Annotated in this window: 27 protein-coding genes and 1 pseudogene; 10 read left to right on the plus strand and 18 right to left on the minus strand. The window is 60.4% G+C overall.

The genetic code is table 11. The features are described 5' to 3' along the window. Window positions 1-326 precede the first annotated feature (326 nt). The 12 genes from gspD to E4O98_RS12450 all read right to left on the minus strand — a co-directional run bounded on the left by gspD (window position 327) and on the right by E4O98_RS12450 (window position 11,174). Window positions 327-2,453, minus strand: coding sequence for a type II secretion system secretin GspD (gspD, locus tag E4O98_RS12395; RefSeq protein WP_078821827.1), 2,127 nt, complete (start codon window positions 2,451-2,453; stop codon window positions 327-329). A 5-nt stretch (window positions 2,454-2,458) separates the two neighbouring features. After that, window positions 2,459-2,959: a general secretion pathway protein GspN gene (locus E4O98_RS12400; protein WP_032880312.1), complete on the minus strand. Its 501-nt coding sequence runs from the start codon at window positions 2,957-2,959 to the stop codon at window positions 2,459-2,461. Further along, window positions 2,956-3,558, minus strand: coding sequence for a type II secretion system protein GspM (gene gspM, locus E4O98_RS12405; RefSeq protein WP_248135267.1), 603 nt, complete (start codon window positions 3,556-3,558; stop codon window positions 2,956-2,958). The genes E4O98_RS12400 and gspM overlap by 4 nt, the downstream gene beginning before the upstream one ends. Continuing rightward, entirely contained in the window at window positions 3,533-4,525 is a 993-nt protein-coding gene (locus E4O98_RS12410) for a PilN domain-containing protein (RefSeq protein WP_248135270.1), read from the minus strand. The genes gspM and E4O98_RS12410 overlap by 26 nt, the downstream gene beginning before the upstream one ends. Further along, entirely contained in the window at window positions 4,522-5,223 is a 702-nt protein-coding gene (locus tag E4O98_RS12415; protein ID WP_248135272.1) for a general secretion pathway protein GspK, read from the minus strand. The genes E4O98_RS12410 and E4O98_RS12415 overlap by 4 nt, the downstream gene beginning before the upstream one ends. Continuing rightward, the gene (locus tag E4O98_RS12420; RefSeq protein WP_078821832.1) at window positions 5,220-5,828 is read right to left on the minus strand and encodes a prepilin-type N-terminal cleavage/methylation domain-containing protein; all 609 of its coding nucleotides are present in this window, start codon (window positions 5,826-5,828) and stop codon (window positions 5,220-5,222) included. The genes E4O98_RS12415 and E4O98_RS12420 overlap by 4 nt, the downstream gene beginning before the upstream one ends. Further along, on the minus strand, window positions 5,825-6,157 hold the full coding sequence (locus E4O98_RS12425) for a prepilin-type N-terminal cleavage/methylation domain-containing protein (protein WP_032880303.1): 333 nt from the start codon (window positions 6,155-6,157) through the stop codon (window positions 5,825-5,827). Before E4O98_RS12425 ends, E4O98_RS12420 begins: the two co-directional genes overlap by 4 nt. Next, window positions 6,154-6,579: a GspH/FimT family pseudopilin gene (locus tag E4O98_RS12430; RefSeq protein WP_103733805.1), complete on the minus strand. Its 426-nt coding sequence runs from the start codon at window positions 6,577-6,579 to the stop codon at window positions 6,154-6,156. The genes E4O98_RS12425 and E4O98_RS12430 overlap by 4 nt, the downstream gene beginning before the upstream one ends. A 7-nt stretch (window positions 6,580-6,586) precedes the next feature. Beyond that, window positions 6,587-6,997: a type II secretion system major pseudopilin GspG gene (gene gspG, locus E4O98_RS12435; RefSeq protein ID WP_248135274.1), complete on the minus strand. Its 411-nt coding sequence runs from the start codon at window positions 6,995-6,997 to the stop codon at window positions 6,587-6,589. Window positions 6,998-7,017: 20 nt separating this feature from the next. Next, a complete protein-coding gene (gene gspF / locus E4O98_RS12440; protein WP_248128629.1) occupies window positions 7,018-8,214 on the minus strand; it encodes a type II secretion system inner membrane protein GspF in 1,197 nt (398 codons plus the stop codon). Next, window positions 8,211-9,908 (minus strand): ATPase, T2SS/T4P/T4SS family, encoded by a 1,698-nt coding sequence (locus E4O98_RS12445; protein WP_248135510.1) that lies wholly within the window; start codon window positions 9,906-9,908, stop codon window positions 8,211-8,213. The genes gspF and E4O98_RS12445 overlap by 4 nt, the downstream gene beginning before the upstream one ends. 225 nt (window positions 9,909-10,133) lie before the next feature. Then, window positions 10,134-11,174: a LacI family DNA-binding transcriptional regulator gene (locus E4O98_RS12450; RefSeq protein ID WP_248135276.1), complete on the minus strand. Its 1,041-nt coding sequence runs from the start codon at window positions 11,172-11,174 to the stop codon at window positions 10,134-10,136. A 200-nt stretch (window positions 11,175-11,374) separates the two neighbouring features. On the opposite strand from E4O98_RS12450, the gene E4O98_RS12455 reads away from it, so the two are divergent. The 3 genes and pseudogenes from E4O98_RS12455 to E4O98_RS12465 form a co-directional block, all read left to right on the plus strand. After that, complete coding sequence (locus E4O98_RS12455) at window positions 11,375-13,567, plus strand: TonB-dependent receptor (RefSeq protein ID WP_248090312.1); 2,193 nt, start codon at window positions 11,375-11,377, stop codon at window positions 13,565-13,567. Between the two features lies 1 nt (window position 13,568). Continuing rightward, window positions 13,569-14,900: an LLM class flavin-dependent oxidoreductase gene (locus E4O98_RS12460; RefSeq protein ID WP_248135278.1), complete on the plus strand. Its 1,332-nt coding sequence runs from the start codon at window positions 13,569-13,571 to the stop codon at window positions 14,898-14,900. After that, window positions 14,897-15,165, plus strand: a pseudogene (locus E4O98_RS12465) (aliphatic sulfonate ABC transporter substrate-binding protein); the annotation flags it as partial. The gene E4O98_RS12460 and the pseudogene E4O98_RS12465, both read left to right, overlap by 4 nt. A 143-nt stretch (window positions 15,166-15,308) precedes the next feature. Here the strand turns inward: E4O98_RS12465 and aqpZ are convergent. The 3 genes from aqpZ to E4O98_RS12480 form a co-directional block, all read right to left on the minus strand. Beyond that, complete coding sequence (gene aqpZ / locus E4O98_RS12470) at window positions 15,309-16,001, minus strand: aquaporin Z (protein WP_248135280.1); 693 nt, start codon at window positions 15,999-16,001, stop codon at window positions 15,309-15,311. A 235-nt stretch (window positions 16,002-16,236) separates the two neighbouring features. After that, entirely contained in the window at window positions 16,237-16,500 is a 264-nt protein-coding gene (locus tag E4O98_RS12475; RefSeq protein WP_248135282.1) for a hypothetical protein, read from the minus strand. Window positions 16,501-16,629: 129 nt separating this feature from the next. Further along, the gene (locus E4O98_RS12480) at window positions 16,630-16,827 is read right to left on the minus strand and encodes a hypothetical protein (RefSeq protein WP_032880294.1); all 198 of its coding nucleotides are present in this window, start codon (window positions 16,825-16,827) and stop codon (window positions 16,630-16,632) included. 248 nt (window positions 16,828-17,075) lie between these two features. On the opposite strand from E4O98_RS12480, the gene E4O98_RS12485 reads away from it, so the two are divergent. The 3 genes from E4O98_RS12485 to E4O98_RS27655 all read left to right on the plus strand — a co-directional run bounded on the left by E4O98_RS12485 (window position 17,076) and on the right by E4O98_RS27655 (window position 19,933). Next, a complete protein-coding gene (locus E4O98_RS12485) occupies window positions 17,076-18,572 on the plus strand; it encodes a trypsin-like peptidase domain-containing protein (protein ID WP_248135285.1) in 1,497 nt (498 codons plus the stop codon). 446 nt (window positions 18,573-19,018) lie between these two features. Beyond that, window positions 19,019-19,549: a hypothetical protein gene (locus E4O98_RS12490; protein WP_248135288.1), complete on the plus strand. Its 531-nt coding sequence runs from the start codon at window positions 19,019-19,021 to the stop codon at window positions 19,547-19,549. Window positions 19,550-19,804: 255 nt separating this feature from the next. Beyond that, complete coding sequence (locus tag E4O98_RS27655) at window positions 19,805-19,933, plus strand: hypothetical protein (RefSeq protein ID WP_282445114.1); 129 nt, start codon at window positions 19,805-19,807, stop codon at window positions 19,931-19,933. 281 nt (window positions 19,934-20,214) lie between these two features. On the opposite strand, the gene E4O98_RS12495 is transcribed toward E4O98_RS27655, so the two are convergent. Beyond that, window positions 20,215-20,616: a hypothetical protein gene (locus E4O98_RS12495; protein WP_248135289.1), complete on the minus strand. Its 402-nt coding sequence runs from the start codon at window positions 20,614-20,616 to the stop codon at window positions 20,215-20,217. Between the two features lie 52 nt (window positions 20,617-20,668). Between E4O98_RS12495 and E4O98_RS12500 the strand changes: the two genes are divergently transcribed. The 3 genes from E4O98_RS12500 to E4O98_RS12510 are packed head-to-tail and all read left to right on the plus strand — an operon-like array spanning window position 20,669 to window position 21,706. Beyond that, entirely contained in the window at window positions 20,669-20,932 is a 264-nt protein-coding gene (locus E4O98_RS12500; protein WP_248135291.1) for a hypothetical protein, read from the plus strand. A gap of 11 nt (window positions 20,933-20,943) precedes the next feature. Continuing rightward, complete coding sequence (locus tag E4O98_RS12505) at window positions 20,944-21,450, plus strand: hypothetical protein (RefSeq protein ID WP_248135293.1); 507 nt, start codon at window positions 20,944-20,946, stop codon at window positions 21,448-21,450. Continuing rightward, the gene (locus E4O98_RS12510) at window positions 21,341-21,706 is read left to right on the plus strand and encodes a hypothetical protein (protein WP_248135294.1); all 366 of its coding nucleotides are present in this window, start codon (window positions 21,341-21,343) and stop codon (window positions 21,704-21,706) included. The genes E4O98_RS12505 and E4O98_RS12510 overlap by 110 nt, the downstream gene beginning before the upstream one ends. A gap of 59 nt (window positions 21,707-21,765) precedes the next feature. Here the strand turns inward: E4O98_RS12510 and E4O98_RS12515 are convergent, their stop codons facing one another. Both E4O98_RS12515 and E4O98_RS12520 read right to left on the minus strand, forming a co-directional pair. Continuing rightward, window positions 21,766-22,440: a hypothetical protein gene (locus E4O98_RS12515; RefSeq protein ID WP_248135296.1), complete on the minus strand. Its 675-nt coding sequence runs from the start codon at window positions 22,438-22,440 to the stop codon at window positions 21,766-21,768. A 72-nt stretch (window positions 22,441-22,512) separates the two neighbouring features. Next, window positions 22,513-23,172, minus strand: coding sequence for a hypothetical protein (locus E4O98_RS12520; protein ID WP_248135298.1), 660 nt, complete (start codon window positions 23,170-23,172; stop codon window positions 22,513-22,515). Between the two features lie 200 nt (window positions 23,173-23,372). Between E4O98_RS12520 and E4O98_RS12525 the strand changes: the two genes are divergently transcribed. After that, window positions 23,373-23,750, plus strand: a complete 378-nt coding sequence (locus E4O98_RS12525; protein WP_248135300.1) for a DUF4406 domain-containing protein — start codon at window positions 23,373-23,375, stop codon at window positions 23,748-23,750. Window positions 23,751-23,767: the final 17 nt, after the last annotated feature.

Here is a 23,767-nt window from a genome sequence, read left to right on the forward strand (position 1 = left end):
AATGGCGCGTGGCGGCGGCCCCCCAAATCACTGTCGGATTACGGGCACACCGAGCCTAAGCGAGGTGCCGAGTGGTGGGGCAAGAGCCCTTTTGGTTACTTTTGGGGCTCTTTTCCAAAAGTGACCCGCTGTAAAAGCGGAACCAATATCAGCCGTTACCACAGGAATGGATATGTACTCGGTATAACTGTGTTGGCTGTCAGGCCGTCATCGCAGGCAAGCCAGCTCCCACATTTGGATCGCGTCGCATCATTTAGGTAGTCGCTGGCAGTCAAGCCGCCATCAGGAGCAAGCCCCTCCCACATTGGTACTCCGAGCAGCCAGGATTATTGAGCCGGCCGCAACAGCTGCATCTGCTGGCGATAATCATCCGTCACCTGCCGCGCCTGGCTGCTGCTGGTAATGACTCTTGGCGTGATGAGCACTATCAACTCTGTACGATCCTTGGACTTGCCAGTATTGCCAAACAACCACCGCAACCCCGGTATCTTCCCCAGATAAGGCACGGCACTGACACTCTCGGCGTTGTCCTGTTTGATCAACCCACCAAGCAATACCGTCTGCCCACTCTGCACCGCCACCTGAGTCGACACCGAGCGTGTGGAAATGCGCGGGTTCACCGGCGTCTCACTGCTGCCCGCCGGGTTCTGGGCATCACTGACCTGCTGCTGGATATCCATGTACACCAGCCCGCCCGGATTGATGCGCGGCACCACATCCAGGATCACCCCGGTCTGCACGTATTCGACACTGCTCAAGGTGGTGTCGGCGTCACCGGTGTTGACGGTGGTCTGGCTGATGGGAATGTTATCGCCCACCTGAATCTGAGCCGGCTGATTGTTCATCACCACCAGCGACGGCGCCGACAGCACCTGGGTGCGGCCGTTGGTTTCCAGCGCGTGCAAAGCCACTTGCAGGTTGGAGCTGACAAAGGAGTAGAACAACGAATCCGCCGCCCCCAGCCCCGCCCCGCCACCGCCCAGGGCGCCTTGGCTGCCGGAGGCGTTGGCCACCGTGGTGCTGGTGGAATTGCCCGCCAGGCGGCCCAGATACCACTGCACACCCAGGTCCAGTTCACCGGTGAGTTTGACCTCCAGGATGCGGGTCTCGATCTGCACTTGCAGCGGTGGGTTGTCCAGGCGCTTGATCGCAGCTTCGATCTCTTTCCATTGTGCCGGACGGGTGCGCACCAGCAGCTGGTTGCTGCTCTTTTGCGCGGTGATGCGGGTGCCGGCTTCAAGGTCGCTGGTGGGGGGCGCCTGGGTATTTTCGGCAGGTTCGGATTCGGGTTCGTCGGGTGCAGGCGCTGGGACATTGGCCTGCAGCCCAGCGCTGGTGGACGAGGACAAGGTGGTGGTACGCAACCCCGGCGCGACCTTGGCCGGTGCGTCGTCCTTGATCGCGCCATTGCCGTAGATCTGCCGCAGGTATTTGGCCAGGTCGGCGGCCTTCATATTGCGTACGTCGTACACATACATCTGCGGCTCGTTGCCGCCGCCCTCGTCGATGGTGCGAATCCAGTCACCCACCTCGCTGAGGTACTCGGGCTGAGACGAAATCGCCACCACCGAGTTGGTGCGCTCGACCGGCAAAAATCGCAACATACCCGCCAGGGGCGTGCCGCTGTCGGCGCCGAACATGGCTTGCAGCTCGGGCATCAGTTCGGCCACCGAGGCGCGTTGCAGGCCGAAGACCGCCACGGACATGCCCTTGAGCCAGTCCACATCGAAAGTGTCGATGGTGTCCTGGTAGTTGGCCAGCTCTTCCGGGGTGCCGGCCAGGCTCAGTACATTGCGCGCCGGGTCGACCAGCAGAAACGCATTCTCTCGGGCGAACGGCTTGAGCAGTTTCTGCATCTCGGTGGCCGAGATATAGCGCAGCGGGAAGAGTCGCGCCGAGAGCCCGCTGGAGGGCTGCGTCACGCGCATCTGCGGCACCAGCTTGCCCGCCACCGCCTGGCTGGCCGGCAGGATCACGTAGCGGCTGCCCTGCTTGATCATGGCGTTGTCGGTCCAGGACAGCAGGGTTTCGAGGATCGACAGAGCCTGCTGCTTGTCCACCGGTTTTGACGTGGAGAAGCTGACATTGCCCTTCACGCCCTCGGCGATGCTGTAGTTCTCGTGCAGCAAGTCGCCCATTACGCTGTTGATCACCGCCTCGATGGGCTGGCCCTGAAAGTTGAAGACGATGTCGCCGCCCTCCTCCTGGGCTTTTACCGGCGCAGTGGGTTTACGCACGAACGTCTGATTGCCACGAATCAGCTGGCGCTGCGGCGGCGACTTCGCCTCGGGCAGAGCGCTTTGCATCGCAGGCGCCGCATTCGGCGGGCGTTGCGAACCGGTGCCTTGCAGCGCCTCGTTCAGCAGCTGTTCGTCCGGATCAAGGCGGTCGGGTAAGGATCCACAACCGCCCAGGGAGACGGCAGTGGCCAGGCAAAACAGCGAAGTGCGCATATCGATCAAGGGAGGGGCTCGCGGGGATGGGAAATCAGGGGTAACCGCTTGCCGTACAGGCTCAGGGTCTGGGTACGCCCGTTGAGGGCGAATCGGGCGTATTGCGGGGTCAGGTGTTCCAGGCGCCAGCCGTTGGGCAGCGTCTGGCCCAGGCGCACCGTCAGGGGTGGGCCGCCGGCTTGCTTGAGCATGGCCATTTGCAGGTTGCCGGTGATCATGATGCCGCTGAGGGTCAGGTTGGCCAGGCTCGCCACCTGGGTCTTGCCGACCACGCTGTCCGGGCGGCGATCGGGGCTGAACAGCGGCGTCTGCCAGGTGCTCGCGAGCTCTTGCAACGCCGGCGCCGGTGCGGCCTGCACAGTGACGGAGGGCTGCGCAGGTGCAGGCGCCTGCGGCAACCATCGCGGTTGATCACCGATGCTGCTGAGGATCACCGCCATCAGTACGCCCAATAGCCCGGCCAAGCCGAGCAAGCCCCACTCCAGGGGGCGCAGTGCACCGATCATGGCGCCACCTGCGCCGGTTGCAGGTAGCCACGCACCAGCAGTTGCACCGCCAGCTTGCCCGCCCCGCCAGTGGCCGGTGCCTGTTTGCTGCGGCGAATGCGCAACTCATCGACAAACAGAAACGGCGGCTGGTATTCCAGCGCGTGCAGGATCGCGGTCAGCGGTTCGATGGCGCAGTTCAGCGTAAGGCTGACCTTGACCTGCCGATAGGGCTCGCTGCTGTCCTGTTCAGTGGTGATGGGTTTGCGCTGGGTGAGGTTGCAGCCGCCGCACAGGTTGGCGTGGCTGTTGATCAGGTCGGCCAGACGCTGCATCAGATCGGCGGCGACCACATCGGGGTCATCGCCTGGCAACAGGCTGGCGCTGCTGGCCGGGTCTTGCCGCGCCAGCTCAAGCTGCTCGCGCAATGCCTCGCCCTGGTGCAACACGGCGGCGTAGCGTTGCTGCTGCTCACGCAACTGCTGGGCTTGCTCGCCCATGGTGCGCAACGGGCCGGCGAACCAGCTGTCGATCAGCAACCAATAGGCCGCACCGAGTACCACGGCCAGGAGCAACAAGGCCCCGCCACGACGTTCACGGAGTGTGAGGGGTCGGCGCATCGGCGGCCTCCGGGCGTAAGTGGGCGCGCAAGGCAAACTGGTCCTTACCGGTGCGCGCATCGGGTTGAATCACCCCTTCGAACTGGGCGTTGTCCAACCGCCGGCAGCCTTTGATGCGGGTGATCAGGCCACTGGCCTTGGCACTTTGCCCGGAGAAGGTCACCTCAGCGTCCTTGACGTCCAATTGGTCGAGCCAAGTGTCGGCGGGCAGGCAAGTGGTCAAGTCATTGAGCAGCGCAGCCAGCGGCGGTTGCGCCAGTTTGCGCTGGGTGAGGTACTGCGCCGCGCCGCGGGTATTGAGCAGTTGCTGGCGCAGGGCGTGCACCTGGGCGACCTGGGCTTTTTGCTGCTGCACGGTGGCGTGCATGGCGTCGAGTACACGCTGGCGGTCGTTGAGCCACAGCAACATGGCGGCGATCAGCAAGGCACCACACAGCCATGGCAGGCTGCGCTGCAAATCCTTGCCCCTTCGGCGTTGGCGCGAGCGTAACGGTGCCGGCAGCAGGTCAATGCCCAGGCCCGCCACATCGACGCGATGGGGATGCAGACCGAGGGCAGCGCAGTCGCTGAGAATCCGATCCAGACGCTCGCGCAGGATCGCCACCAGCGTGACCTCAAGGTGGGTGGGTGTGCGCTGCTCCTGACGCGCCACGAAGTACAACTGCTCGGCGTCGAACGGGGTGTAGCGGTCCAGTTCATAGCCGACCACCGCCGTGAGATTGCGCGCGGCCGCCAGGGGCAATTGCAGGCGTTGCTGCAGCACCACGTCAGGGTCGAGCATCAGCACCTGGCAGGCGCTGCCGGGGATAACCGGCGCCGTCAGCGGCCAGTAATGGACCTGTTCAGGCGGCTCTTGCGGGGCCAGCCAGCTCGGCACACAGCCGCGCAGCTCGGTGAGCCATAGGTGCCAGCCTTGTTGCAACAGGCTGCCGCGCCACTGGCGGGCGATAGGTTCAAGTCGATTCATTCTTGCCACCGCACCACCCGATAGGGTTGTGCACGGTCCTCCGCGGGGCTCAATAAGACGGTGAGTTGCAGGCGTGCCTGATAGCCGCCGGGGCGCTCGGCACGGCTGTCGATTTCCAGCACCTGGCCGGGGTCGGCGCCCTCGGCGTTTTGGCGTGGCAGGTTCAATGCCTTGCGCATCAAGGGGCTGGCAAATGCCGGATCGGGTCGATCCAGGTCGCTCCACAAAGTAATTTCCGGCACTAATTGGCTGTACAGCTCCTGGGTCATACCGGGCAGTTGCCGCACTTCTTCCAGCACCCGAAACGGCGCCAGGCCCTGATGGCGCCGAGCCTCAAGCGCCTGGACCAGCTGATGGGCCTGGGCCGGGGTAGCGCCGCAAGCCAGGGCCAGGTGCAGCAAGTCATCGAGGTCGGCGTTGACCAGGTACAGCTTGCCGCGCTCACTGCGCAGGCGGACCTGTAGGCTGGCGTCGTCGAAGGTCAGCGCGATGGCACGCCCGTCCGCCACCCAGTGCCGATCAGCCATGACCTGGGCAATACCGGCTTCGGCGGCCAACAGCGTCTGGGTGTGCTGGCGGTACCACAGCGCCTGGCGACTTTGCAGTTGCACCCAGGCAGCCAAACCGCCGAGCAATAGGCTGAGTAAAGCCAGCACCCACAGCACCAGCAGCAACGCCGCTCCGCGTTGGCGCTTCATTGTTCACTGCTCGCGCTGCCGAGGTTCAGGCGCAGGGCAATCACTTGCGTCAGCCACGGCACCGGCCCGTTGACGCTGGCGTCGATGCGTACTGCGACGGGCAAGCGCCGGGGCCAGGGCCACGCGCTCAACCAGCCGGTGGGCTGGCCCAAGGGCGATACGCCGCGATAACTCAATTGCAGCGCCTCGACGTTATGCAGCAGCACTTGCGGTTCAGCGCGCTGGGCGTTGGCAGCGGATTGCAACTGCGAAAACGCCACCTGAAAATCCTGTTCTACCCGTTGCAAGGTAAAGCGCTGGATGCCCCCGCCGAGCACGCCGGGCAAGGTCGCCACAAACTGCAAGCGCTCTGCCGTACCGATAAAAAAACCGTCGGCCTGGCTGTCGTCTTCAATGATATTCAAGGGCAACGCCTCGCTGATCGCGGTGCGTAGAAACTGTTGGGCGGTGCGCATTTCATCCAGGCTCACGGTGTAACTTTGGGCCTTGGCCACCGCCCGATTGGCGCCCAGCAACGCAGCGCCCACCAGCAATAACAATATCGAAAGCAGGCTGAGCACCACGAGGATCTCCAGCAAGGTGAAGCCCTGCTCGCGGCGCTTCACAGGCGGGCCTTCAAGGTGCTGAAGCGGGCCTGATGCGCGCCTTCGCGCAGGTTCAGGTCGAGACGAAACAGATGGGGCTGTTGCCGGGTACTGGTCAAGTGCCAATGGATGCCATCAAGTTCGCCTTGCAAGGTGCCCTCGCTCAGCGGGCCGGCCGCTTCCTGGTCCAGCAGCGTGAGCGCGGCCTGGGTTAGCCGGTCGCTGTGGGCAACCTGGGCCAACGAGCGCGCACTCTGGCCGAAGGCAACCAGCAACACACTGCTGCACACCGCCATCAACGTCAGGGCCGCGAGCATTTCCAGCAGGGTAAAACCGGCCTGATGCTTCATGGCAGCGCCCTGGACTGCACGCTGCCGGTGAGCCAGCCAATGTCGATACGCCAACGCCGGGCGCCGCTGGCCAGCAGCAGGTTACCGCCGGTGGAACTGCCATCGGGGTAGAACACCACGGCGGCGCCCGCCTGCTCGGCACTGTGCAGCGTCACCTGCAACGGTGCCTGCCACTGTTGCGGGGCACGCCCTGGAGCCCGGAACGTCAGACGTTGCAGGTCGAATTCGGTGCGCGCCGCCCGGCCGCTGACGATCGCCCCCGCCCGCGTGGCGCGCAGTGCCTCGACCATCTGCCCCACCACCCGCCGCTCCTGAGCCACTTGCAGCCCCTGGCGCACACCCAGCCCCAACAACCCGGCGGCGATACCGATCAATACAATGACCACCAGCATCTCCAGCAAGGTAAAGCCGCGCTGGGCCATGGGCGGGTTACTCCCAGTTACCCAAATCGGCACTGTAGCCCTCGCCGCCCGGTTTACCGTCCTGGCCGTAGAAGATCAGGTCGAAGGCGCCATGCTGCCCGGGGAAGCGATAACCGAACCCGTGGCCGAACGGGTCCTTCAACTCCGAAGGCTTGGCATAGGGGCCCGCCCAGCTGGAGGCATTGGCGGGCTTGTCGAGCAGCTGTTGCAGGGTGTTGGGCGGCGCCCCCACATCCAGGGCGTAGCTGTCGATCTTCATGCTCAAGCTCGCCAACTGCGCCTTGCCTGCGCCGTATTTGCCCTTGTCCACATTGCCGCCGACCTGGCGCAGGACAATGGTTGCGACGATGCCCAGCAGCACGATCACCGCGAGCATTTCCAGCAGGGTGAAGCCGTTTTGGCGGTGCCGGGTTCTCATTGATTCCACTCCATGAAGGTTCATATATGGCTGGTGAGGCTCATCAGCGGCAGCATGATCGCGAGCATGATTACCGCCACCAGCACCGCCATGATCACGGTCAGCGAGGGCACCAGCGCAGCGAGCAGACGGTCGATCGCACGCTTGGCCTCGACGTCGAAGATGTCGGCGACCTTGAGCAACATGCCGGGCAGTTCACCGGCGTGTTCGCCCACCTCGATCATTTGCAGGGCCAACTGCGGCAACAGCGGTTGACTGCCAAACGCCTCGGCCAGGGTGCCGCCGCCTTTGACCTGTTGCGCCGCCAGCGCCACTTGCGCCTGCAATGCACGGTTGCTGCAGACCTGCCGGGCGATCACCAGCGCGGGCAGCAATGCCACGCCATTGCAGAGCAAGGTGCCGAGGGTGCGAGTCAGGCGTGCGGCTTGCACCCGTTGCAGCAGCGGGCCGACCACACGGATGCCCAGCAGATGACGGTCGTAGCGTTCGCGGCGGTTGGGGTCGCGCAGGCGCGTCGCCAGGAGCCCGGCACTGATCGCCAACCCGGCCAACAGCACCAGGCCATAGGCCGACAAAAACTCGCCAAGCCCCAGGATCACTTGGGTGATCAACGGAATCGGCACGCCCAGATCCTGAAAAATCGGCACGAATTGCGGCACCACATAGGCCAGCAACAGCGCCAGGGAACCCAGTACGCCCACCACCAGGAACGCCGGGTAGATCAGCGCGTTGATCACCTCGCCACGCAGTCGCTGGCTGCGCTCCAGGTAGTCGCTGAGCTGGCGCAGGGTGTCTTCCAGCGCACCACCGGCTTCGCCCGCGCGCACCATGCTCAGGTACAGCGCAGAAAACGTATCGCCCTCTTCCTCAAGCGCAGCCGACAGCGGCTTGCCGGCCTTGACCTGGTCACGGATGCGCTCGATCAAGGCCCGCACCTGGGGTTGGCCGGGTTGCTTGAGCAGCAGGTTCAACGAGCGTTCAAGGGGCTGACCGGCGCCGAGCAGCGTCGCCAGTTGCTGGGTGAAACTCACCAGCGCAGCCCCCTTCAACGGCCCGCGTACACGACGTAACGAGGCACTGCCCGTCGTTTCGATATGCAGCAGCAACCAGCCACGCTTGTGCAAGATGGCGACGGCGGCGGCCTGGTCGGCAGCTTGCAGCGTGCCTCTCTGGGCGGCGCCCTGGCTGTCCAGGGCACGGAACTTGAACAGGCTCACGCATCCTCTCCACGGGTGACGCGCAACACTTCTTCCAGGGACGTGACGCCCGCCAGCGCCTGACGCAGGCCGTCTTCATACAAGGTGCGCAAACCGCCGCGACGGGCGGCTTGCTCAAGGGTGGCGGCGTCGGCGTGGGCCATCAGCAGGCCACGCAACTCATCGTTCATCACCAGCAATTCGGTGAGGGCGCTGCGGCCGTGGTAGTCGCCGTGATACAGCAGGATCGGGCGCTGCTCGGTGAGGCGATCCAGGCCGTGTTCCTTGATCAACGCCGGCGGCGCCTGGAACGCGACCCGTGTGGCCGGGTCCAGGCGCCGCACCAGGCGTTGGGCGAGAATGCCGCTGACGGTGGAGGCGATCAGGTAGCTTTCCACGCCCATGTCCAGCAAGCGTGTGATGCTGGCGGCGGCGCTGTTGGTGTGCAGGGTTGAGAGCACCAGATGGCCGGTGAGTGAAGATTGGACGGCGATGCGGCACGTTTCCAGGTCGCGGATTTCACCGATCATGATCACGTCCGGGTCCTGGCGCACGATGGCGCGCAACGCTCCGGCAAAGTCCAGGCCGATGGCGGGCTTGACCTGGATCTGGTTGATGCCTTCAAGCTGGTACTCCACCGGGTCTTCCACGGTGATGATCTTGCGTTCGGCGGTGTTGAGCCGCGCCAAGGCGGTGTACAGCGTGGTGGTTTTACCCGAGCCTGTGGGCCCGGTGACCAGCAGGATGCCGTGGGGCCGCTCGAGCAAATCAAGGAAGGCTGCCAGGCGCTGGCCATTAAAACCCAGGCTTGGAAAGTCGAACTGCACGGTTTGCCGGTCCAACAGGCGCATCACCACCGACTCGCCGAAGCTGGTGGGCACCGTGGACACGCGCAAATCCAACGCCTTGCCCTGGATGCGCAGCATGATGCGCCCATCCTGGGGCAGGCGCCGCTCGGCGATGTCCAGGCGCGCCATGATCTTGACCCGCGAGATCACCGCCGCCGACGAACTGGCGGGCGGTGCTTCGGCGTCGTGCAGCACGCCATCGATGCGGTAGCGCACCTTGAGCTGGTTTTCGAAGGGTTCGATATGGATATCCGACGCCCGTTGTTCCACGGCGCGTTGCAGGATCAGGTTGACCAGGCGAATCACCGGCGCTTCGGAAGCCATGTCCTTGAGATGCTCGATATCTTCGAGGGCACCACCCTGCTCATCGAGGTTTTCGATCAGCGTGCCCATGGCCGAACGGCCCTGGCCGTAGTACCGCTCGATCAGGCCCTCTACGTCGGTATGTGCACCGATGGCCAGCCAGACAGGAACTTGGCAGGCATACGCCAGGGCTTGGAACGGGTACAGCTGCGTCGGGTTGGCGGCCAGCACGCGCAGGCCGCCCTCGTCCCAGCCCATGGGCACCAGGTGGTAATGACGCAGGAAGCGCTCGGTCACGGCAGGTAATGGGTCGAGCAACGGCGGCGCAGCGTCGGCCGCCAGCAATGGTGCAACCAGCAGATCGGCCCAGGCGCGGGCCAGTTCGATTTCGGACACCAGGCCCAGGCGCGTGAGTAAACCCAGCAGGTCGCGAGGGTCATCGGATAAGCGCCGGGCGCGTTCCAGATCCAGCGTTTTAAGCCCGGCGTGCTGCATCAGCCACGCACACACCTGGTCGGTGTGCGGGATGTGCATCTTGCAAGCATCGATGGGGGCTGAAGACATCATTGAGGAATATCTAACGTTGCGAAAAGTATGGCTATTTGGAACTACCGAACAATGCCATTAGTTCGCCACAGCCGATGCAGGAGTTAGCCGGGGGTATCGACTGGAAGTTATAGCTCTAGTTCCGGCTGGCGGAAAATTAAATACAAAACATTGCCAAATGCACTGATTTAGAGCGTTAGCAGCCAATAGCCACTAGTTGCACTTAGCCATACCCCGCAATGACTAGGTACTTTCCCTTTCAATTAACTGACAGTGCAAAAGATTCAAGCGTGCAACTTCACCCTCGATCGGTAATACACCCAGACTTTGCAGAACGCGGGTGGCGGCTAATATACCAATCTGCAGGGCCGGTGGCTGGATCGTGCTGAGGCTGGGCAGCAACATCTGTGCGAAGGGGTAATCACCAAAGCCCAAGACGGCACAGTCCTGCGGGATGTTCAGCCCCGCTCGTTGACCGGCGAGCAAACCACCGGCAGCCAGGTTGTCGTTGGCAAAGAAAATCGCGTCGGGCCTGGTCACCGCCCCCATCAGCGCCTCCATGGCCTGCTTGCCCGCCTCGAAAGGCGCACGGTCGGCGTCGGGGACGAAGACCCACGGCTGCACACCCAGCTCGCTGAGGGTCGCAGTAAAACCATCACGGCGCTCCAGCGCGCTGAAGTCGCCCGCCGCGCTGTTCTGCACGAAGGCGATACGCCGATAGCCCTTGCCATGCAGATAGCGCGCGGCAGTGACGCCGACTTGATAATGGGAAAATCCCACTTGCAACGGCTCGCGCTCCGGCACGTAGTCCCAGGTTTCCACTACCGGGATGTCCACCTCGGCGATCATCTTTTCGGTGCCTGGGCTATGGAAGCGGCTGGTCAGCACCAGCGCCGCCGGCGACCAACCGAGAAAGGCGCGCACCGCGCTTTCCTCTTGCTCGATGCTGAAATAGCTGGACGCCAGCAACAGCTGGTAGCCGTGGCGACTGAGGGTATCGCTGAAGCCCTGCAAGGTATTGGCAAAGATCGGCCCTGAGATATTCGGAATCACCATCGCGACGATTCTGCCTCGCGCAGAGGCCAAGCCACCGGCCACCAGATTCGGCACATAACCCAATTGCGCCACCACCTCGGCGATACGCTCACGGCGTTCGGGCGAGACCTGCTCCGGCTGGTTGAAGTAACGCGACACGGTAATCGCCGACACCCCAGCCTGGCGTGCCACGGTGCTCAGGGTGACGCGTCCGGCGCCCCGGCGTTTGCGCGGTGTGTGTTCGTCCACGGAATAGCCCTACAAAAAAAGAATATAAAACTAATTTTTTAGTATTTGACGCTCTAATCTGCGCCTTCAATAATGCCGATGTTAGCGCTAACAAAGCGCAATGTCTGCTACTCGCTCGAGCGAATGCCCAGGACATTTTCACAGGCGCTGGCGGTCGCAGAACCGCAGCGGACTAGGGTATTTTTTCGAGCGGGCACAGCATGCATAACTTTCCACGGCACACCCATTTATTGCTTCTGGCCGGCCTCAGCGCCCTGCCCGTCTGCGGCGCTGTTGCAGCTGACGAGCAAGAGCCCACGCTTCAATCCGTGACTGTCACCGCTACCCGACGGGAAGAGTCGCTGCAAAAAGTCCCGGTGGCCGTCTCGGTGCTCGATGGCGAACAACTGGAGCGCGACAACCGCAACGGTGTGGCGAGCATCGCCCAGCAAGTGCCGTCACTGAACTTTCGTACCGGCGCGTCGAACAAGGACACCTCCCTGTTCGTACGCGGCGTGGGCACCATTTCCACCTCGCCGGGGGTGGAGCCCACCGTGGCGACGGTGATCGACGGCGTGGTTTATGCGCGCCCCGGCCAGGCCACCCTCGACCTGCTCGACCTGGAGCGCATCGAGGTACTGCGCGGCCCGCAAGGCACGCTGTTCGGCAAGAACGCGTCAGCCGGCGTGCTGAATATCACCAGCAAGGCGCCGACTGCCCAGACACACGGGTTTATCGATCAGTCGTTCTACAGCGGCAATGAAAGCCGCACGCGGTTCGGCATTGGCGGCAGCCTGGTACCGGAGGTGCTCAAGGGCTCGATCAGCACCTTGTTCGGCAGCTACGACGGCAACGTCGACAACCGCCACAATGGTCAGGAGGTCAACGGTTACAACCACAAGGGCATTCGCGGCAAGCTGGAGTTCACGCCCAACGACGACGTGAAGCTGACCCTGATCGCCGACTACATGCAGTCCCACGATGACGCGCCCAATGGTGTGGTCAGCAAGTCCCTGAGCCCGGCGTTCAGCAATGCCTTGAGGCCAGTGCGCGCCTCAAGTGACAACCGCGATATCAACACCGATACCCGCAGCCATGTGCAAGACATCAACAAGGGCCTGTCGGCGCAGTTGGACTGGAACCTGGGCGACTACACCCTCACCTCGATCACCGCCTGGCGCGGCTGGGACAACACCCAATACCAGGACGGCGACCGTCTCGGCACCGTCACCGCCGCCTTCCCCGGCACCGCCGACAAAGGCGACCTGGCGTTCGACCAGTACTCCCAGGAGCTGCGCCTGGCCTCGCCCAAAGGTGAGTTCCTGGAGTATGTCGGCGGCCTGTTCTACATGCATGGCAAGGATGAGGAAACCTATCAACGCACCCTCACGACGACTGCGCGTGTCGACCGTGGCATCGCCGACTACAGCACCACCAGCGATAGCTACGCGGCATTCGGCGAGACCACGCTCAACTTCACCTCGCGCTTTCGTGGCATCGCCGGCTTGCGCTATACCCATGACGACTTGAAGTACGACCATCGCCGCGTGTCCACATCTGCCACCACGGTCAGCGGCATTCAACCGGCGACGGCGAGTTCCGGCTCCGTAGACGAGGACGGTTGGTCCGGTCGGCTGGGCGTGCAATACGACATCAGCGACAGCGTCACCAGCTACCTCACCTACTCGCGTGGCTACAAAGGCCCGGCCTACAACGTGTTCTTCAACATGCAGCCGCGCGACACCGAGGCGCTCAAGCCGGAGACTTCCAACACCTGGGAAGCCGGGATCAAGGCCACCACCTGGAACAACCGCCTGACCACCAACCTCGCGGTGTTCCACAGTGACTACGACAACTACCAGGCCAACTTTTTCGACACCGTCGCCGGCCAAGTCGTGACACGCCTGATCAATGCCGGCAGCGTCAGCACCGAAGGCGTCGAGCTCGATTACGCGCTGCAAGCCACCCAGCAGCTCAAGCTCTCCGGCGCCCTGGCCTATACCCGAGCGCGCATCGATCAGTTCGCGTGCCCGGCAGGCGCAGCGGCGACCTGCAATGTGAATGGCAAGCCACTGCCGTTCAGCCCGGACTGGAAAAGCTACGTGCGTGCCGACTACAGCATCCCCCTGGACAACGGCCTGGATGTAGAGCTGGGCACCGACTACAGCTGGCAGAGCGAAGTGCAGTACGACATCAGCCAGAACCTGGACACCAAGCAAGGCGCGTACGGCATCTGGAACGCCAGCGTGGCGGTGGCCGACTACACCAATGGCTGGCGTGTGGCGCTGCTGGCGAAGAACCTCGCCGACAAATCCTACTCACCGCTGTTGGCCAGTGGCGGCAACTACATCTACCGCGCCGTACCCCGTGACGATGAACGTTACTTCGGCGTGCAACTGCGCAAGGATTTCTAGCATGAGCCGTCAACTCAAACTCGGCGCGTTCCTGATGGCCACCGGGCACCATGTGGCCGCCTGGCGCCACCCCGATGTACCGGCGAATGCCGGGCTGGATTTCGCCCATTACAAGCACTTGGCGCAGGTAGCAGAAGCGGCCAGATTCGACGCACTATTCGTGGCCGACAGCATTGCCGCGGCCACCGGTGAGATCGCCAGCCAGATGGCGCGCTCGGATCATTTCGAGCCGCTCACCCTGCTCTCGGCGCTCAGTGCGGTGACCGAGCATATCGGCCTGATCGCGACCGCCACCACCAGCTACAACGAGCCCTACCATGTGGCGCGCAAATTTGCTTCGCTGGATCACCTGTCCGGTGGCCGTGCAGGCTGGAACCTGGTGACCTCGGACAACGCCGCCGAGGCACTGAATTTCGGCCGCGACGCACACCTGGGTCATGCCGAACGCTACAGCCGCGCGCGGGAGTTTCACCAAGTGGTGACGGGGTTATGGGACAGCTGGGACGACGATGCTTTCGTGCGCGACAAGGCCAGCGGCCGCTATTACGACCCGCATAAACGCCATGTACTGGATCACGTGGGCGAGCATTTCCAGGTCAAAGGCCCACTGAACGTGGCGCGCTCGCCCCAGGGCCAGCCGGTGATCGTGCAGGCCGGTTCTTCGCAAACCGGCCGGGAACTGGCGGCACAGACTGCCGAGGTGGTGTTTACCGCGCAGACTTCGCTGGCCGACGCCCAAGCGTTTTACCGCGACCTCAAGGGGCGCCTGGGCCAATACGGGCGCGAGGCCGATTCGCTGAAAATCATGCCGGGCGTGTTCGTGGTGGTCGGGCAAACCGAAGCCTGCGCCCAAGCGAAATTTGAAAGATTCCAAGCGTTGGTCGAACCCGAGGTAGGCGTGGCGTTGCTGGGGCGCATGTTGGGTAATTTCGACCTGTCCGGCTACCCGCTGGATGGGCCGCTGCCCGAGCTACCCTTGACCGACAGCGGTCAACGCAGTCGCCAGCAACTGCTGAGCGAACTGGCCCAGCGCGAACAGCTGACACTGGCGCAACTGGGCCGACGCATTGCCGGCGGACGCGGTCATTACAGCTTGATCGGCACGCCTGTGCAGATCGCCGATGAGCTGCAGCGCTGGTTTGAAGAGGGCGCGGCGGATGGCTTCAATATTCTGGTGCCACACCTGCCGGGCGGGCTGGAGGACTTTGCTCGCCTGGTCGTTCCCGAGTTACAGCGGCGTGGCTTGTTTCGGCGCGAATACACCGGCACCACACTGCGAGAAAACCTCGGCCTGGCGCGCCCGGCCAACCGTTTCAAAGAGACCCGAGCATGAAAATCCCCACCCTGCTGCTGGCCCTGCTGCTGACCCAGACCGCCTGGGCGGCCGATCCATCAACCTTGCGCATCGACTACCAGAAAGGCTCCATCGCCCTGGTGCTCGCCAAGGAGCATGGCCTGCTGGAAAAACGCGTCCCACAAACCGAGGTGAAATGGCTTGAATTCCCGCCGGCCTGCAAATGCTTGAAGCGCTGAACGTCGGCGCCGAACCGCCCAAGCCCAGCGCCGAAACGTTGCTGGTACGCAACGCTAGCCCAGTGCTGCCGATTGACGACAGCATCATTGGCGCACAACAGGCCACGGCGGATCTGTTTTATCAGAACCGCTTGCTGCCCAAGGCCATTGATGTGCGCAAGGTGATATGGCGACCCGAAGCCCGTTGAGATCCGGGTTGTGAAACTGTCTACGGTTTCGTCGCCAACACCAAACGGTGCACGAGGCCGCCAAACAGCCCACCCAGCAAAGGCACCACCCAGAACACCCACAACTGGGCTATCGCCCAATCGCCTTGAAACAGTGCTACGCCCGTACTGCGCGCCGGGTTAACCGATGTATTGCTCACTGGAATACTGATCAGGTGAATCAAGACCAGGGCAAAACCGATGGCCAGCGGCGCAAAACCGTCCGGCGCCTTTTTGTCGGTAACGCCCAGGATGATCAACAGGAAAAACGCCGTGAGCACAAACTCGGTGACCACCACTGACAGAAACGAGAAGCCACCTGGAGAGTGCTCACCATAACCATTGGTGGCAAATCCCGCAGTCACATCGAACCCGGCCTTGCCGCTGGCGATCAGGTACAGCACGCCGGCCGCCGCAATCGCGCCCAGAACCTGAGTGAGGATGTAGGGCACCACATCCTTGCCGCCGATACGCCCGGCGGCGAGCAAACCCATGGTGACCGCCGGATTGAAATGCCCGCCGGAAATATGCCCGACCGCGTAGGCCATGGTTAATACCGTCAAGCCAAATGCCAATGCCACACCGGCAAAACCAATGCCCAACTCAGGGAATGCGGCCGCCAACACGGCACTGCCGCAACCGCCCAGTACCAGCCAGAACGTGCCGAAGAACTCGGCGGCGAGACGTTTTGTCATCAGGAAACTCCTTGAAGTCAGGTCAAAGAGTTGGAGCCTAACAACAGGGTACGGGCATTGGATGTGGGAAATTTCCTTAGCGCGTAACTAATGAGCAGGTGTGATTCGCGATGAAGATTGTTCACGCGGGAAGGCATTTATTCCCGGCATGAAAAAGCCATAATTAGCAACAACAGTGGCGCATCAAGACAAAGCCGGCCTCTTGCTGCTCAGCGTGGCCCCCCTCTGGATACCCTCACCGTAGCGCGCCCGCCTTGGCGATCAACTCACACAATCGGGAATCCTTAGGCTCAAACACGTCGAGGAGCCCGATCGCCTTAAGAGCGGGCAGAGATTGAATAATTTCTCGCTCAGCCAGCAGTTGATCATCCATGCTCGCGCCTGGATTACTCCAAACTCGTACGTTTGCCAAAAAGGCACCCACCGTCCCTTTACGTACGGTCACTCCCTCAAATGTTGCTTCGTTTGTGTCGTCGGCAAGAACGTCTTCGGCACGCATATCCGTCTCCGCAGTTGGGTTGCTTTAACTTCTCGGCCTTTCGGAAAAGGGCATCACGCCGACAATAACGTAATTATCTTGCGCTGACATTTAAATGAAAACCCGGCGCTTGGCCGGGTCCGTTGATGCTCAGTTGTCAGGATGCTCACTGGCTACTGAATCGGCAGCGTCCACGTCCGACATATCTTCCTCGAGGGGTGCCTCGTCGTCCGGTGGCAGCGGGATATGATCCTCATCGCGCTTTGGATCATGACCGGCCTCATTGTCCGTTCCACGCGTTACTGCCTGCTGTGAAATATTGCCTGGGGCGTTCTCGTTGATTTCCATGCTGTCTCTCCGCTCTAAAGCGCGACAAATACGCACTTAAACATTGGAGCAGGCGTGTAACAGGGAGTGCCGAACTTTGGACGAACGGAAAATCCCGAGACGGTGTTGGGCGTAAGGACGCCAGCACCAGCAGCCATAACGGCGACTGAGGATCCCGCCAAGGGCTCACGCAGTAGCCCTGTATGTCATCCGCCTTGGCCTGATTGAGTAGTTTCAGCCAATCAATGACTTCCTTGTCGAGGCCCCTTATGGCACTTCCTCACACCGCCTGCATCTTCCTGCATTTCCTGTTGCTCAGCACTGTCTGGCCGAGCCATGCCAGAGATCTGGCCGAGGGCCTTACCGAGCAGTCACCGTCTGTGGCCCTTGAAAATAAAAACCACCGTTATCCGCAATGGACCGGCATCGGTTCACTGGAAAACGCCTTAGGCCAGACCTGCAATGCCGTTCTGCTCGACACGCGCAATCGCCAAGGTAAGGCCATCGGGCCGGCTTATGTGCTGACCGCCGGGCATTGTGTGTTCTACAGCTACGGTACAGCGCGCGTCCACCAGGCGCTCACCGCCGACGTGACCTTCAACTACTTTCATGACACACCCGAACGGCGTATCACCTACGCCGTCAAGACGGCGCATTGGAGCAGCATGGCGGGCACTGACCTGGCCGTGCTCGAACTGGATACGTCACTGGCGGTGCTGGTGGCCAAGGCGATCATGCCACTCAAGCTGGCCTCCCAGCGTCAGACATCGGATCGAGAGGTGATCAACGTGGGAGCGCCGACTGGCTTTCTGAAAAAGGGCCTACGCATGAGCGCCTGCGTGGAATCGACCCTCAACAGTTTTGCCGAACATCCCGGCGTGTTCCCCAGCGCCTTGCGCAACCGCTGCAATGGTCTGCGCCCAGGCAGCTCCGGCAGTCCGATGCTGGACCGGAACACCAATGAAATCACCAGCATCATCAGCAAGGTCGCGTCTGCCATTCAGAAAGACATTCTCAATAGCTGCCAGAACAACTCGGCGTGCGAAGCCGCCAAATTCAACTACAGCTACCCCGCCAACGACTTGTACTACTGCTTTGTAGACGGTGTTTTCCGTAACGACACCCCAACCTGTCAGCTCAAGGCGGTTGAAATCACGCTGGATGAGCCGTGGAACCTGAAGCCCTATGTGCATTTAAAACGTGACGCCACCGACCAAATTACCCGTCCGACTTGGAACCTGAGGTTCTCGATCCAGGAACCGTTCTACCGATTCAAAGCCGTGAATCACATCAGCGATTGCGCACGCACACACGGCTACCAAGTCGCTGCCGCTTCTGACGAGGCCTACATCAACCAGCCCATCGGTCCAGTGCTGGGGCCGCATGTGTTATGCATACTCGGGGTGCAAACGGCCGAACAGCCGCTGACCGAAGCGCTGCTGCGCAATGCGTTCACCCATTCGGTATTCCTGACCAACCCGGCACCGGCACCGCAGCTCAAGCACCGCTATCACATCGCCTGGGAAAACCAGCAGGACGGTTTTAGCCAGCATTATTACTACAGCGTGAACTCGGCGATCAGCACCATCTGTGGCGATATTGACGACGATCGCTACACCTTGGCCATGGACGGCATATTCCTTGATATAGCAGAGCTGCCGGTCACGTTATGCAGTTATGCACGCAACAACGCCGGGCAACCGTCGGCCATTCGCACAGACATGATCACAGGCGCAACGGTTCGCTCGCAGCGTCAGGCCAGGTGAGGCAGCGAGCTGTTTTAAGCAAATGTTGATGAGTCAAGTCAGCGCAATCGACGGCAATGCCCGAAAGGCACGACTTGAGCGGGATCACTGGGGCTCTCCCCCGCCGAACCGCAGCGGGGGCGACCCGGTTACCATTGACCAGAGAGCAAACAGGTTGCCGCCTCAATCATGCTGAAGTGGTACCACGGCTGAGAATCCTGGCAACTGGTGGCGAAAGACGCATGCGCACTTGAGGTCGCTAACAGGCAGGCTGCAGCCGTCATATAGACGTATTTTTTTATAGTCATCTTCACTCCCCTTCCCATCGTTAATACATTGGCTTGCGCTTCAAACTCTACTGCTGGGTTCGTGCAAGGATCAATTAGGGCAGGTGTGCTAGTGGCGTATCGACATGCGCGCGACAACGCCTATACGGGCAGCCGGATGACGCCCTCTGGTACAAGCTGGTGGACTTCGAAACCGCCAGCCGCAACGGTGAACCCTTCACCATGATGCTGGACTACTTTGCCGCGTACCGAGCGCAGGAAAAAGGGCTCCCGATGTGGCCTCTCAACTTCTCTAACAACGCGTGCACTGCCTACTTGAAAATCAAGATCGGCGAGAAGCACATGCGCTCGCTGGGTTACGACGAATGGGATTGCGTGATTGGCATTCGAAAGGATGAGCCTGGTCGCTACCACCGCATGATGGCAGCTAACGCAAAGGGCGGTACCCGCTGGGACAGCGTCTGCCCATCCTACACCGCGGGCATTATGAAGGAAGACGTGGCGGCCTTCTGGCAGGCGCAGGACTTTGACCTCGGCATGGATTCAGATCTGGGCAACTGCGACTTGTGCTGGAAAAAGGGCGAAGACAAGCTGTTCAAGGCCATCGAGGCCGAGCCAGAGCGCGTGATCTTCTGGTCCGGTCTGGAGGAAAAATTCAACCAGGTTTTCCGCATGGACCGGCCGAAGTACTGGAAGTTTTGTGGCGCATAACCTTCGTATGGGCCGAAAAAGCCAAGACGCGCCAGGAACTCATGCCCAGGACGCTCAGCCGATCGAACTGACTGGATTATGTCTTCCATGCGCTCATTCCCGATCAGAAAACTGTCGAACTCATCGTCCATCCCTGCCCACCACTGGATCTGAACAGGACAGGGGGAAACCTCCTGCTCCAGCATTGCCTTGAACTCAAGCGCCACAGCTTTATCCAATACGCCTGGATAGGTTTGTTTGAGGCCAGCTTCCGCAATGAGCACCTTTGCAGTGCTTGGAATGACCCTCGATGTCGCCAAGAACGAGGCCCGCAAGAAGACGGCTGGCACCCGAAAGAACGCCAAGGCACCCGGAGGCGTCGAGCCGATCCCGGAGGCTGAATAGCTGGAGGTGGTCGCCAAGCGAACCGAAAAAATTATGGGGGGGTACGGTCCGCCCAGCTCTCACCACTCTTCGATGCCCCGCAGTACGCCGAGCAGTTCATTGATCTGGCCCACAAGACCCTGAGATGCCGCGACATGCAAATCGGGGCCAAGGCCGTGGTGAAGGACGGCAAGGGCGAGCCGATCAACAGCCCGAAGACGAAGGCACCCAAAATCTGGTTTACGGATGGTCGCCGAAGCAACAAGATCAAACAGCCTGATCGATCCATAGATAAATGTCGGCTACAGACGGTCTTCTTCGGGTGTGCACAGATAGCTTCGCTCATTCTGTTTACGGCTAATGAATGACAAAGTTAGTTTTGCCTCATCAATCAAACTATGTGGATTGATTGAGGTCGCCATCGACTTCATCAGCTGCCATTTTTCTAGAGACCTGTTCAAAAGCCTGATCGTTGCAGGGTAGTACTCAGGAAAATTCCTAAGCTCGAAAATGATCACAAGTTGTTTATCAACGTTAGACCCTGTGCTATTTAAGTCCTCTACCAGTTTGTGGTAATTCGCAAAGCGCCTGTCTCTCTCCTCTGATTTTTTAATCGACAAGTAATGATATATCGCACTACCAGCAGTCATTAGCGACAGAAACAAAGCCAGCGATCCATTGTTTGCTGAAATCCACTCCCACATCCCTTTTTCTCCTTTGAAAAATGAATCGCAATATACCCGGCGAGGATCCCCTATGTCCGCACAACAAAAATTGCCTCAGTTCATCCATGGCCAGCCGAGCATGGGCCTGCCGTTCGAAAAGGAACTGGTGGCAGACCTGTTCGCCGGCGGCGGTGGAGCCAGCACCGGCCACGACGGCGCATGTCAGTACGTCGACCAGCTCGAGCGCAACGCTGACTTCTTAACTGCAGCCAAGGCCACGTCGAAGCGCTTTGGTTGGCGGATGGTGCGCTGGACGGCCGGCGTCTCGGCGCTGCTTGTGTTGTTCTCCTATTAGGGTGCGCAGCCATGATCGGCGAGCCAATGCTGGATCCACGGCGCTCGATCATCGACGAACTGAACCAGCAGCTGGACGCCTTCTTCGGTTCAGGCAAGACAGCTCAGGTCATCCCGAACGGTGTTGGCGTCGATTGTCCTTTCAACGGCACCACGGCTCACCACGAATGCCTGCGCAAAGAACTCGACAAGCTCGCACTGGCCGTACGCGCCGAAGCAGCTAAGGGCGTCGTGGCCAGCGTGGCAGCGAAGAACGTGGGTGTGCACATCAAGCGCGTGACGCTGATCGCCCAGGAGAACGGCTTCAAGTTCGCCGAGCCCCCCATGAAGCGCATCAACAACCAGGTGCGAAAACGTCGGCGCCAGGCATGGCTTGATTTGCCAGCAGATGAAATTGAAGAGGTAGGCCATGGCCGAGGAAGAACAGCAGCCGACGGCGGAAGCCGTGAAGCAGCGCCGCAAACGCGAGAACGCAGCAGCGAAGGACGCTGCATTGGGCGTCGAGAAGTTTACGGTTGAAGTAGCCGGGGTGTTCAAGGGCGATCTTCGCAAGGTGATGAAGGCCCACGGCATCAACAACCAGCAGGACATCCACCAACGGCTCCTTATAAACCTGATCGCCGCAGAATTCGAAACTCAGGCGCAGATGCTCAAGTGTGTCACGACACCTTTTGTAGTAACTGAAAAGGTGTCGAAGATTATCAAGGCGGCGGGCCTGAAGTCGCTCGCCGACGACCCACCCGAGCCTGACGACGAAATCGAAACACCAGCATAACCCACCCTACTCGCTGCATCCGGTAACCAGCGGAGCACGTATTGAAACCACGATCAGGGTTATTGTCTGAACTTCTGTATGAGCATCCCTTCGAGCTCGGAGACGGTGCTTGCATATAGATGTTTGGCAGAGTCGGTTATTTCTCTAACAGAAAAAGCAAAATGAACGGAGTTTTCCGGACCTGGTGAGTTTGCGTACAGCGTTATGATTTTCAGAGGGTCTTCGATAGCGCGAGTAACAAACACATTTGCCGGACCGCTAAAAGTACGCTCATCCTCATCGCTAAAAAACACAACTGCCGTACTCCAAGCCCTGCTGTACGCAGTGATGGCTGATGTCAGTTTTTCTCGGGCTGCCCGCTCGGCTGCTTCGAAATTCTCATCGGGCATACCTCCAGTAGCCATCAAATTAACGCATCTCCTCTCGACGGCGAGAAGATAACCACGGAAAGCAGTTAGGTCTTTGGCTGCATCTTTGAGCTCCTTAAGAGACTTGAAGCGCTCTGCATGATTGAATTGCGCCTTCCATGCGTTTAAGGCGTATATGGCTACGACTGCAGCAAGAGTCGTAGCTATGTAACTCGTGCATTCAATTCCGGCTTTCACACTCTCATAACTGCCAAAAGCTGGACGCCAAACGGCGCCAATAGCTGTAAAACCAAATGCAAAGACAACCAAAATAACGACTTCGCTTCGCCTCATATTTTCCCCATTTCCCGGCTCCATGCCGGTCACCCGTAATACCCCATATCAACGAATCACGCCAGCCGTCGGGGAATTGAACTTGGACAAAAGCCTACCTACAGTCTATTTACCGGCTTTTGCCTTTTCCCACTCCTGTTTAAGGATGTGCTGACACCATTCAACAACCGTCTGACATGAGCTATTAGCAGACCCGCCATTCTTGTCGCATTCGATTGCCGCTTCAGTTACGGCTTTCAATAGCTCCTTCGAATCAATTTCCTCAGGGTTTAACAGCAGTTCAATTTTTGATTTGAGCCTAGCAACCTCCTTCATTGCCTGGATGTGAGAGTTCACCCAATCAAGATGCATCTGATGGGCAAGTTCAGGTTCAGCCTTTTGTTTGTACGCGTAACTGGGCTTCGCAGATTCCCAATAATTATTAAGCCGCTGAACATTGAGAGCCTCAGATACGAAACTAGAACACGTATCACGGAGATCGTTTATCCAGGCTTGCCGGCTCGACTTTAGCGAGTTTTTTTCAGCCACGGATTCTTGACTACTGATGGTTTTGTTTATCGAGCGTTCCTGATGCTCGAGTGTTTTGTTCAAATTCTCTGTTTGCTGACGTGAGTTTTCGTTAGAGGTGCGAACCGATAACCATGTGCCCAAGCCGAAAATAAATACAGTTACAGCGAACCCAATCAAGGTTGGGTAATCCACTCCCGACTCAATTTCTAACTTTGGAAGGCTTGCCAAGTACACCACTGAGCTCTCGTAATTCATACCTACCCCTTCGGAAATAGACAAACGCTACCTCACTCGCAGGCTGAATGCCATTACTGACAAGGCCCTCCTTTATACCCACAGATAACCGAAACCACCCGGAGGACCACGAAGCCATCGAGCGACTACACCAAAACTACGTTGGCAAGATCGAGCGTTTCTCCGATGAGCTGATGACGTTTCAGGACACAGCCTACGCCATGGGCCTGAATCGAGGTAAGCAGCTCGCAGGTAAGCCAGGCGTAACTCTCCAGGCCGCACGCGCCAACCGCGTCTACGTCGCCGGGCCCATGACCGGAATCGCCGACTTCAACCCAGCATTCAACGCCGTCGCCGACCAGCTGCGCGCCCTGGGCTATGAAGTGGAGAACCCCGCAGACCATGGCGTCGTTGAGGGTGCTCAGTGGGCCGACTACATGGCCTACGACCTGACCCGCCTGGGCCTGTGCGGAATGATCGCCCTGCTGCCGGACTGGGAGAAGTCGCAAGGCGCCCGCCTGGAAGTGCTGATCGCCGAGAAGCTCGGCATGACGGTTGTGGATGCCCATGATCTGGCAACGATCGAAACTTCGAGGTGAGCAACCTTTGCTCACAC

The organism is Pseudomonas sp. W2Jun17, from assembly GCF_023127795.1.
Taxonomy (GTDB): Bacteria; Pseudomonadota; Gammaproteobacteria; order Pseudomonadales; family Pseudomonadaceae; genus Aquipseudomonas; species Aquipseudomonas synxantha_A.

Coding starts and splice junctions, on each gene's coding strand:
- gspD (WP_078821827.1), bottom strand. CDS start 2,453: ATGCGCACTTCGCTGTTTTGCCTGGCCACTGCCGTCTCCCTGGGCGGT.
- E4O98_RS12400 (WP_032880312.1), bottom strand. CDS start 2,959: ATGATCGGTGCACTGCGCCCCCTGGAGTGGGGCTTGCTCGGCTTGGCC.
- gspM (WP_248135267.1), bottom strand. CDS start 3,558: ATGCGCCGACCCCTCACACTCCGTGAACGTCGTGGCGGGGCCTTGTTG.
- E4O98_RS12410 (WP_248135270.1), bottom strand. CDS start 4,525: ATGAATCGACTTGAACCTATCGCCCGCCAGTGGCGCGGCAGCCTGTTG.
- E4O98_RS12415 (WP_248135272.1), bottom strand. CDS start 5,223: ATGAAGCGCCAACGCGGAGCGGCGTTGCTGCTGGTGCTGTGGGTGCTG.
- E4O98_RS12425 (WP_032880303.1), bottom strand. CDS start 6,157: ATGAAGCATCAGGCCGGTTTTACCCTGCTGGAAATGCTCGCGGCCCTG.
- E4O98_RS12430 (WP_103733805.1), bottom strand. CDS start 6,579: ATGGCCCAGCGCGGCTTTACCTTGCTGGAGATGCTGGTGGTCATTGTA.
- gspG (WP_248135274.1), bottom strand. CDS start 6,997: ATGAGAACCCGGCACCGCCAAAACGGCTTCACCCTGCTGGAAATGCTC.
- E4O98_RS12445 (WP_248135510.1), bottom strand. CDS start 9,908: ATGTCTTCAGCCCCCATCGATGCTTGCAAGATGCACATCCCGCACACC.
- E4O98_RS12455 (WP_248090312.1), top strand. CDS start 11,375: ATGCATAACTTTCCACGGCACACCCATTTATTGCTTCTGGCCGGCCTC.
- E4O98_RS12460 (WP_248135278.1), top strand. CDS start 13,569: ATGAGCCGTCAACTCAAACTCGGCGCGTTCCTGATGGCCACCGGGCAC.
- aqpZ (WP_248135280.1), bottom strand. CDS start 16,001: ATGACAAAACGTCTCGCCGCCGAGTTCTTCGGCACGTTCTGGCTGGTA.
- E4O98_RS12475 (WP_248135282.1), bottom strand. CDS start 16,500: ATGCGTGCCGAAGACGTTCTTGCCGACGACACAAACGAAGCAACATTT.
- E4O98_RS12480 (WP_032880294.1), bottom strand. CDS start 16,827: ATGGAAATCAACGAGAACGCCCCAGGCAATATTTCACAGCAGGCAGTA.
- E4O98_RS12485 (WP_248135285.1), top strand. CDS start 17,076: ATGGCACTTCCTCACACCGCCTGCATCTTCCTGCATTTCCTGTTGCTC.
- E4O98_RS27655 (WP_282445114.1), top strand. CDS start 19,805: ATGAGCACCTTTGCAGTGCTTGGAATGACCCTCGATGTCGCCAAGAAC.
- E4O98_RS12495 (WP_248135289.1), bottom strand. CDS start 20,616: ATGTGGGAGTGGATTTCAGCAAACAATGGATCGCTGGCTTTGTTTCTG.
- E4O98_RS12500 (WP_248135291.1), top strand. CDS start 20,669: ATGTCCGCACAACAAAAATTGCCTCAGTTCATCCATGGCCAGCCGAGC.
- E4O98_RS12505 (WP_248135293.1), top strand. CDS start 20,944: ATGATCGGCGAGCCAATGCTGGATCCACGGCGCTCGATCATCGACGAA.
- E4O98_RS12510 (WP_248135294.1), top strand. CDS start 21,341: ATGGCCGAGGAAGAACAGCAGCCGACGGCGGAAGCCGTGAAGCAGCGC.
- E4O98_RS12520 (WP_248135298.1), bottom strand. CDS start 23,172: ATGAATTACGAGAGCTCAGTGGTGTACTTGGCAAGCCTTCCAAAGTTA.
- E4O98_RS12525 (WP_248135300.1), top strand. CDS start 23,373: ATGGGCCTGAATCGAGGTAAGCAGCTCGCAGGTAAGCCAGGCGTAACT.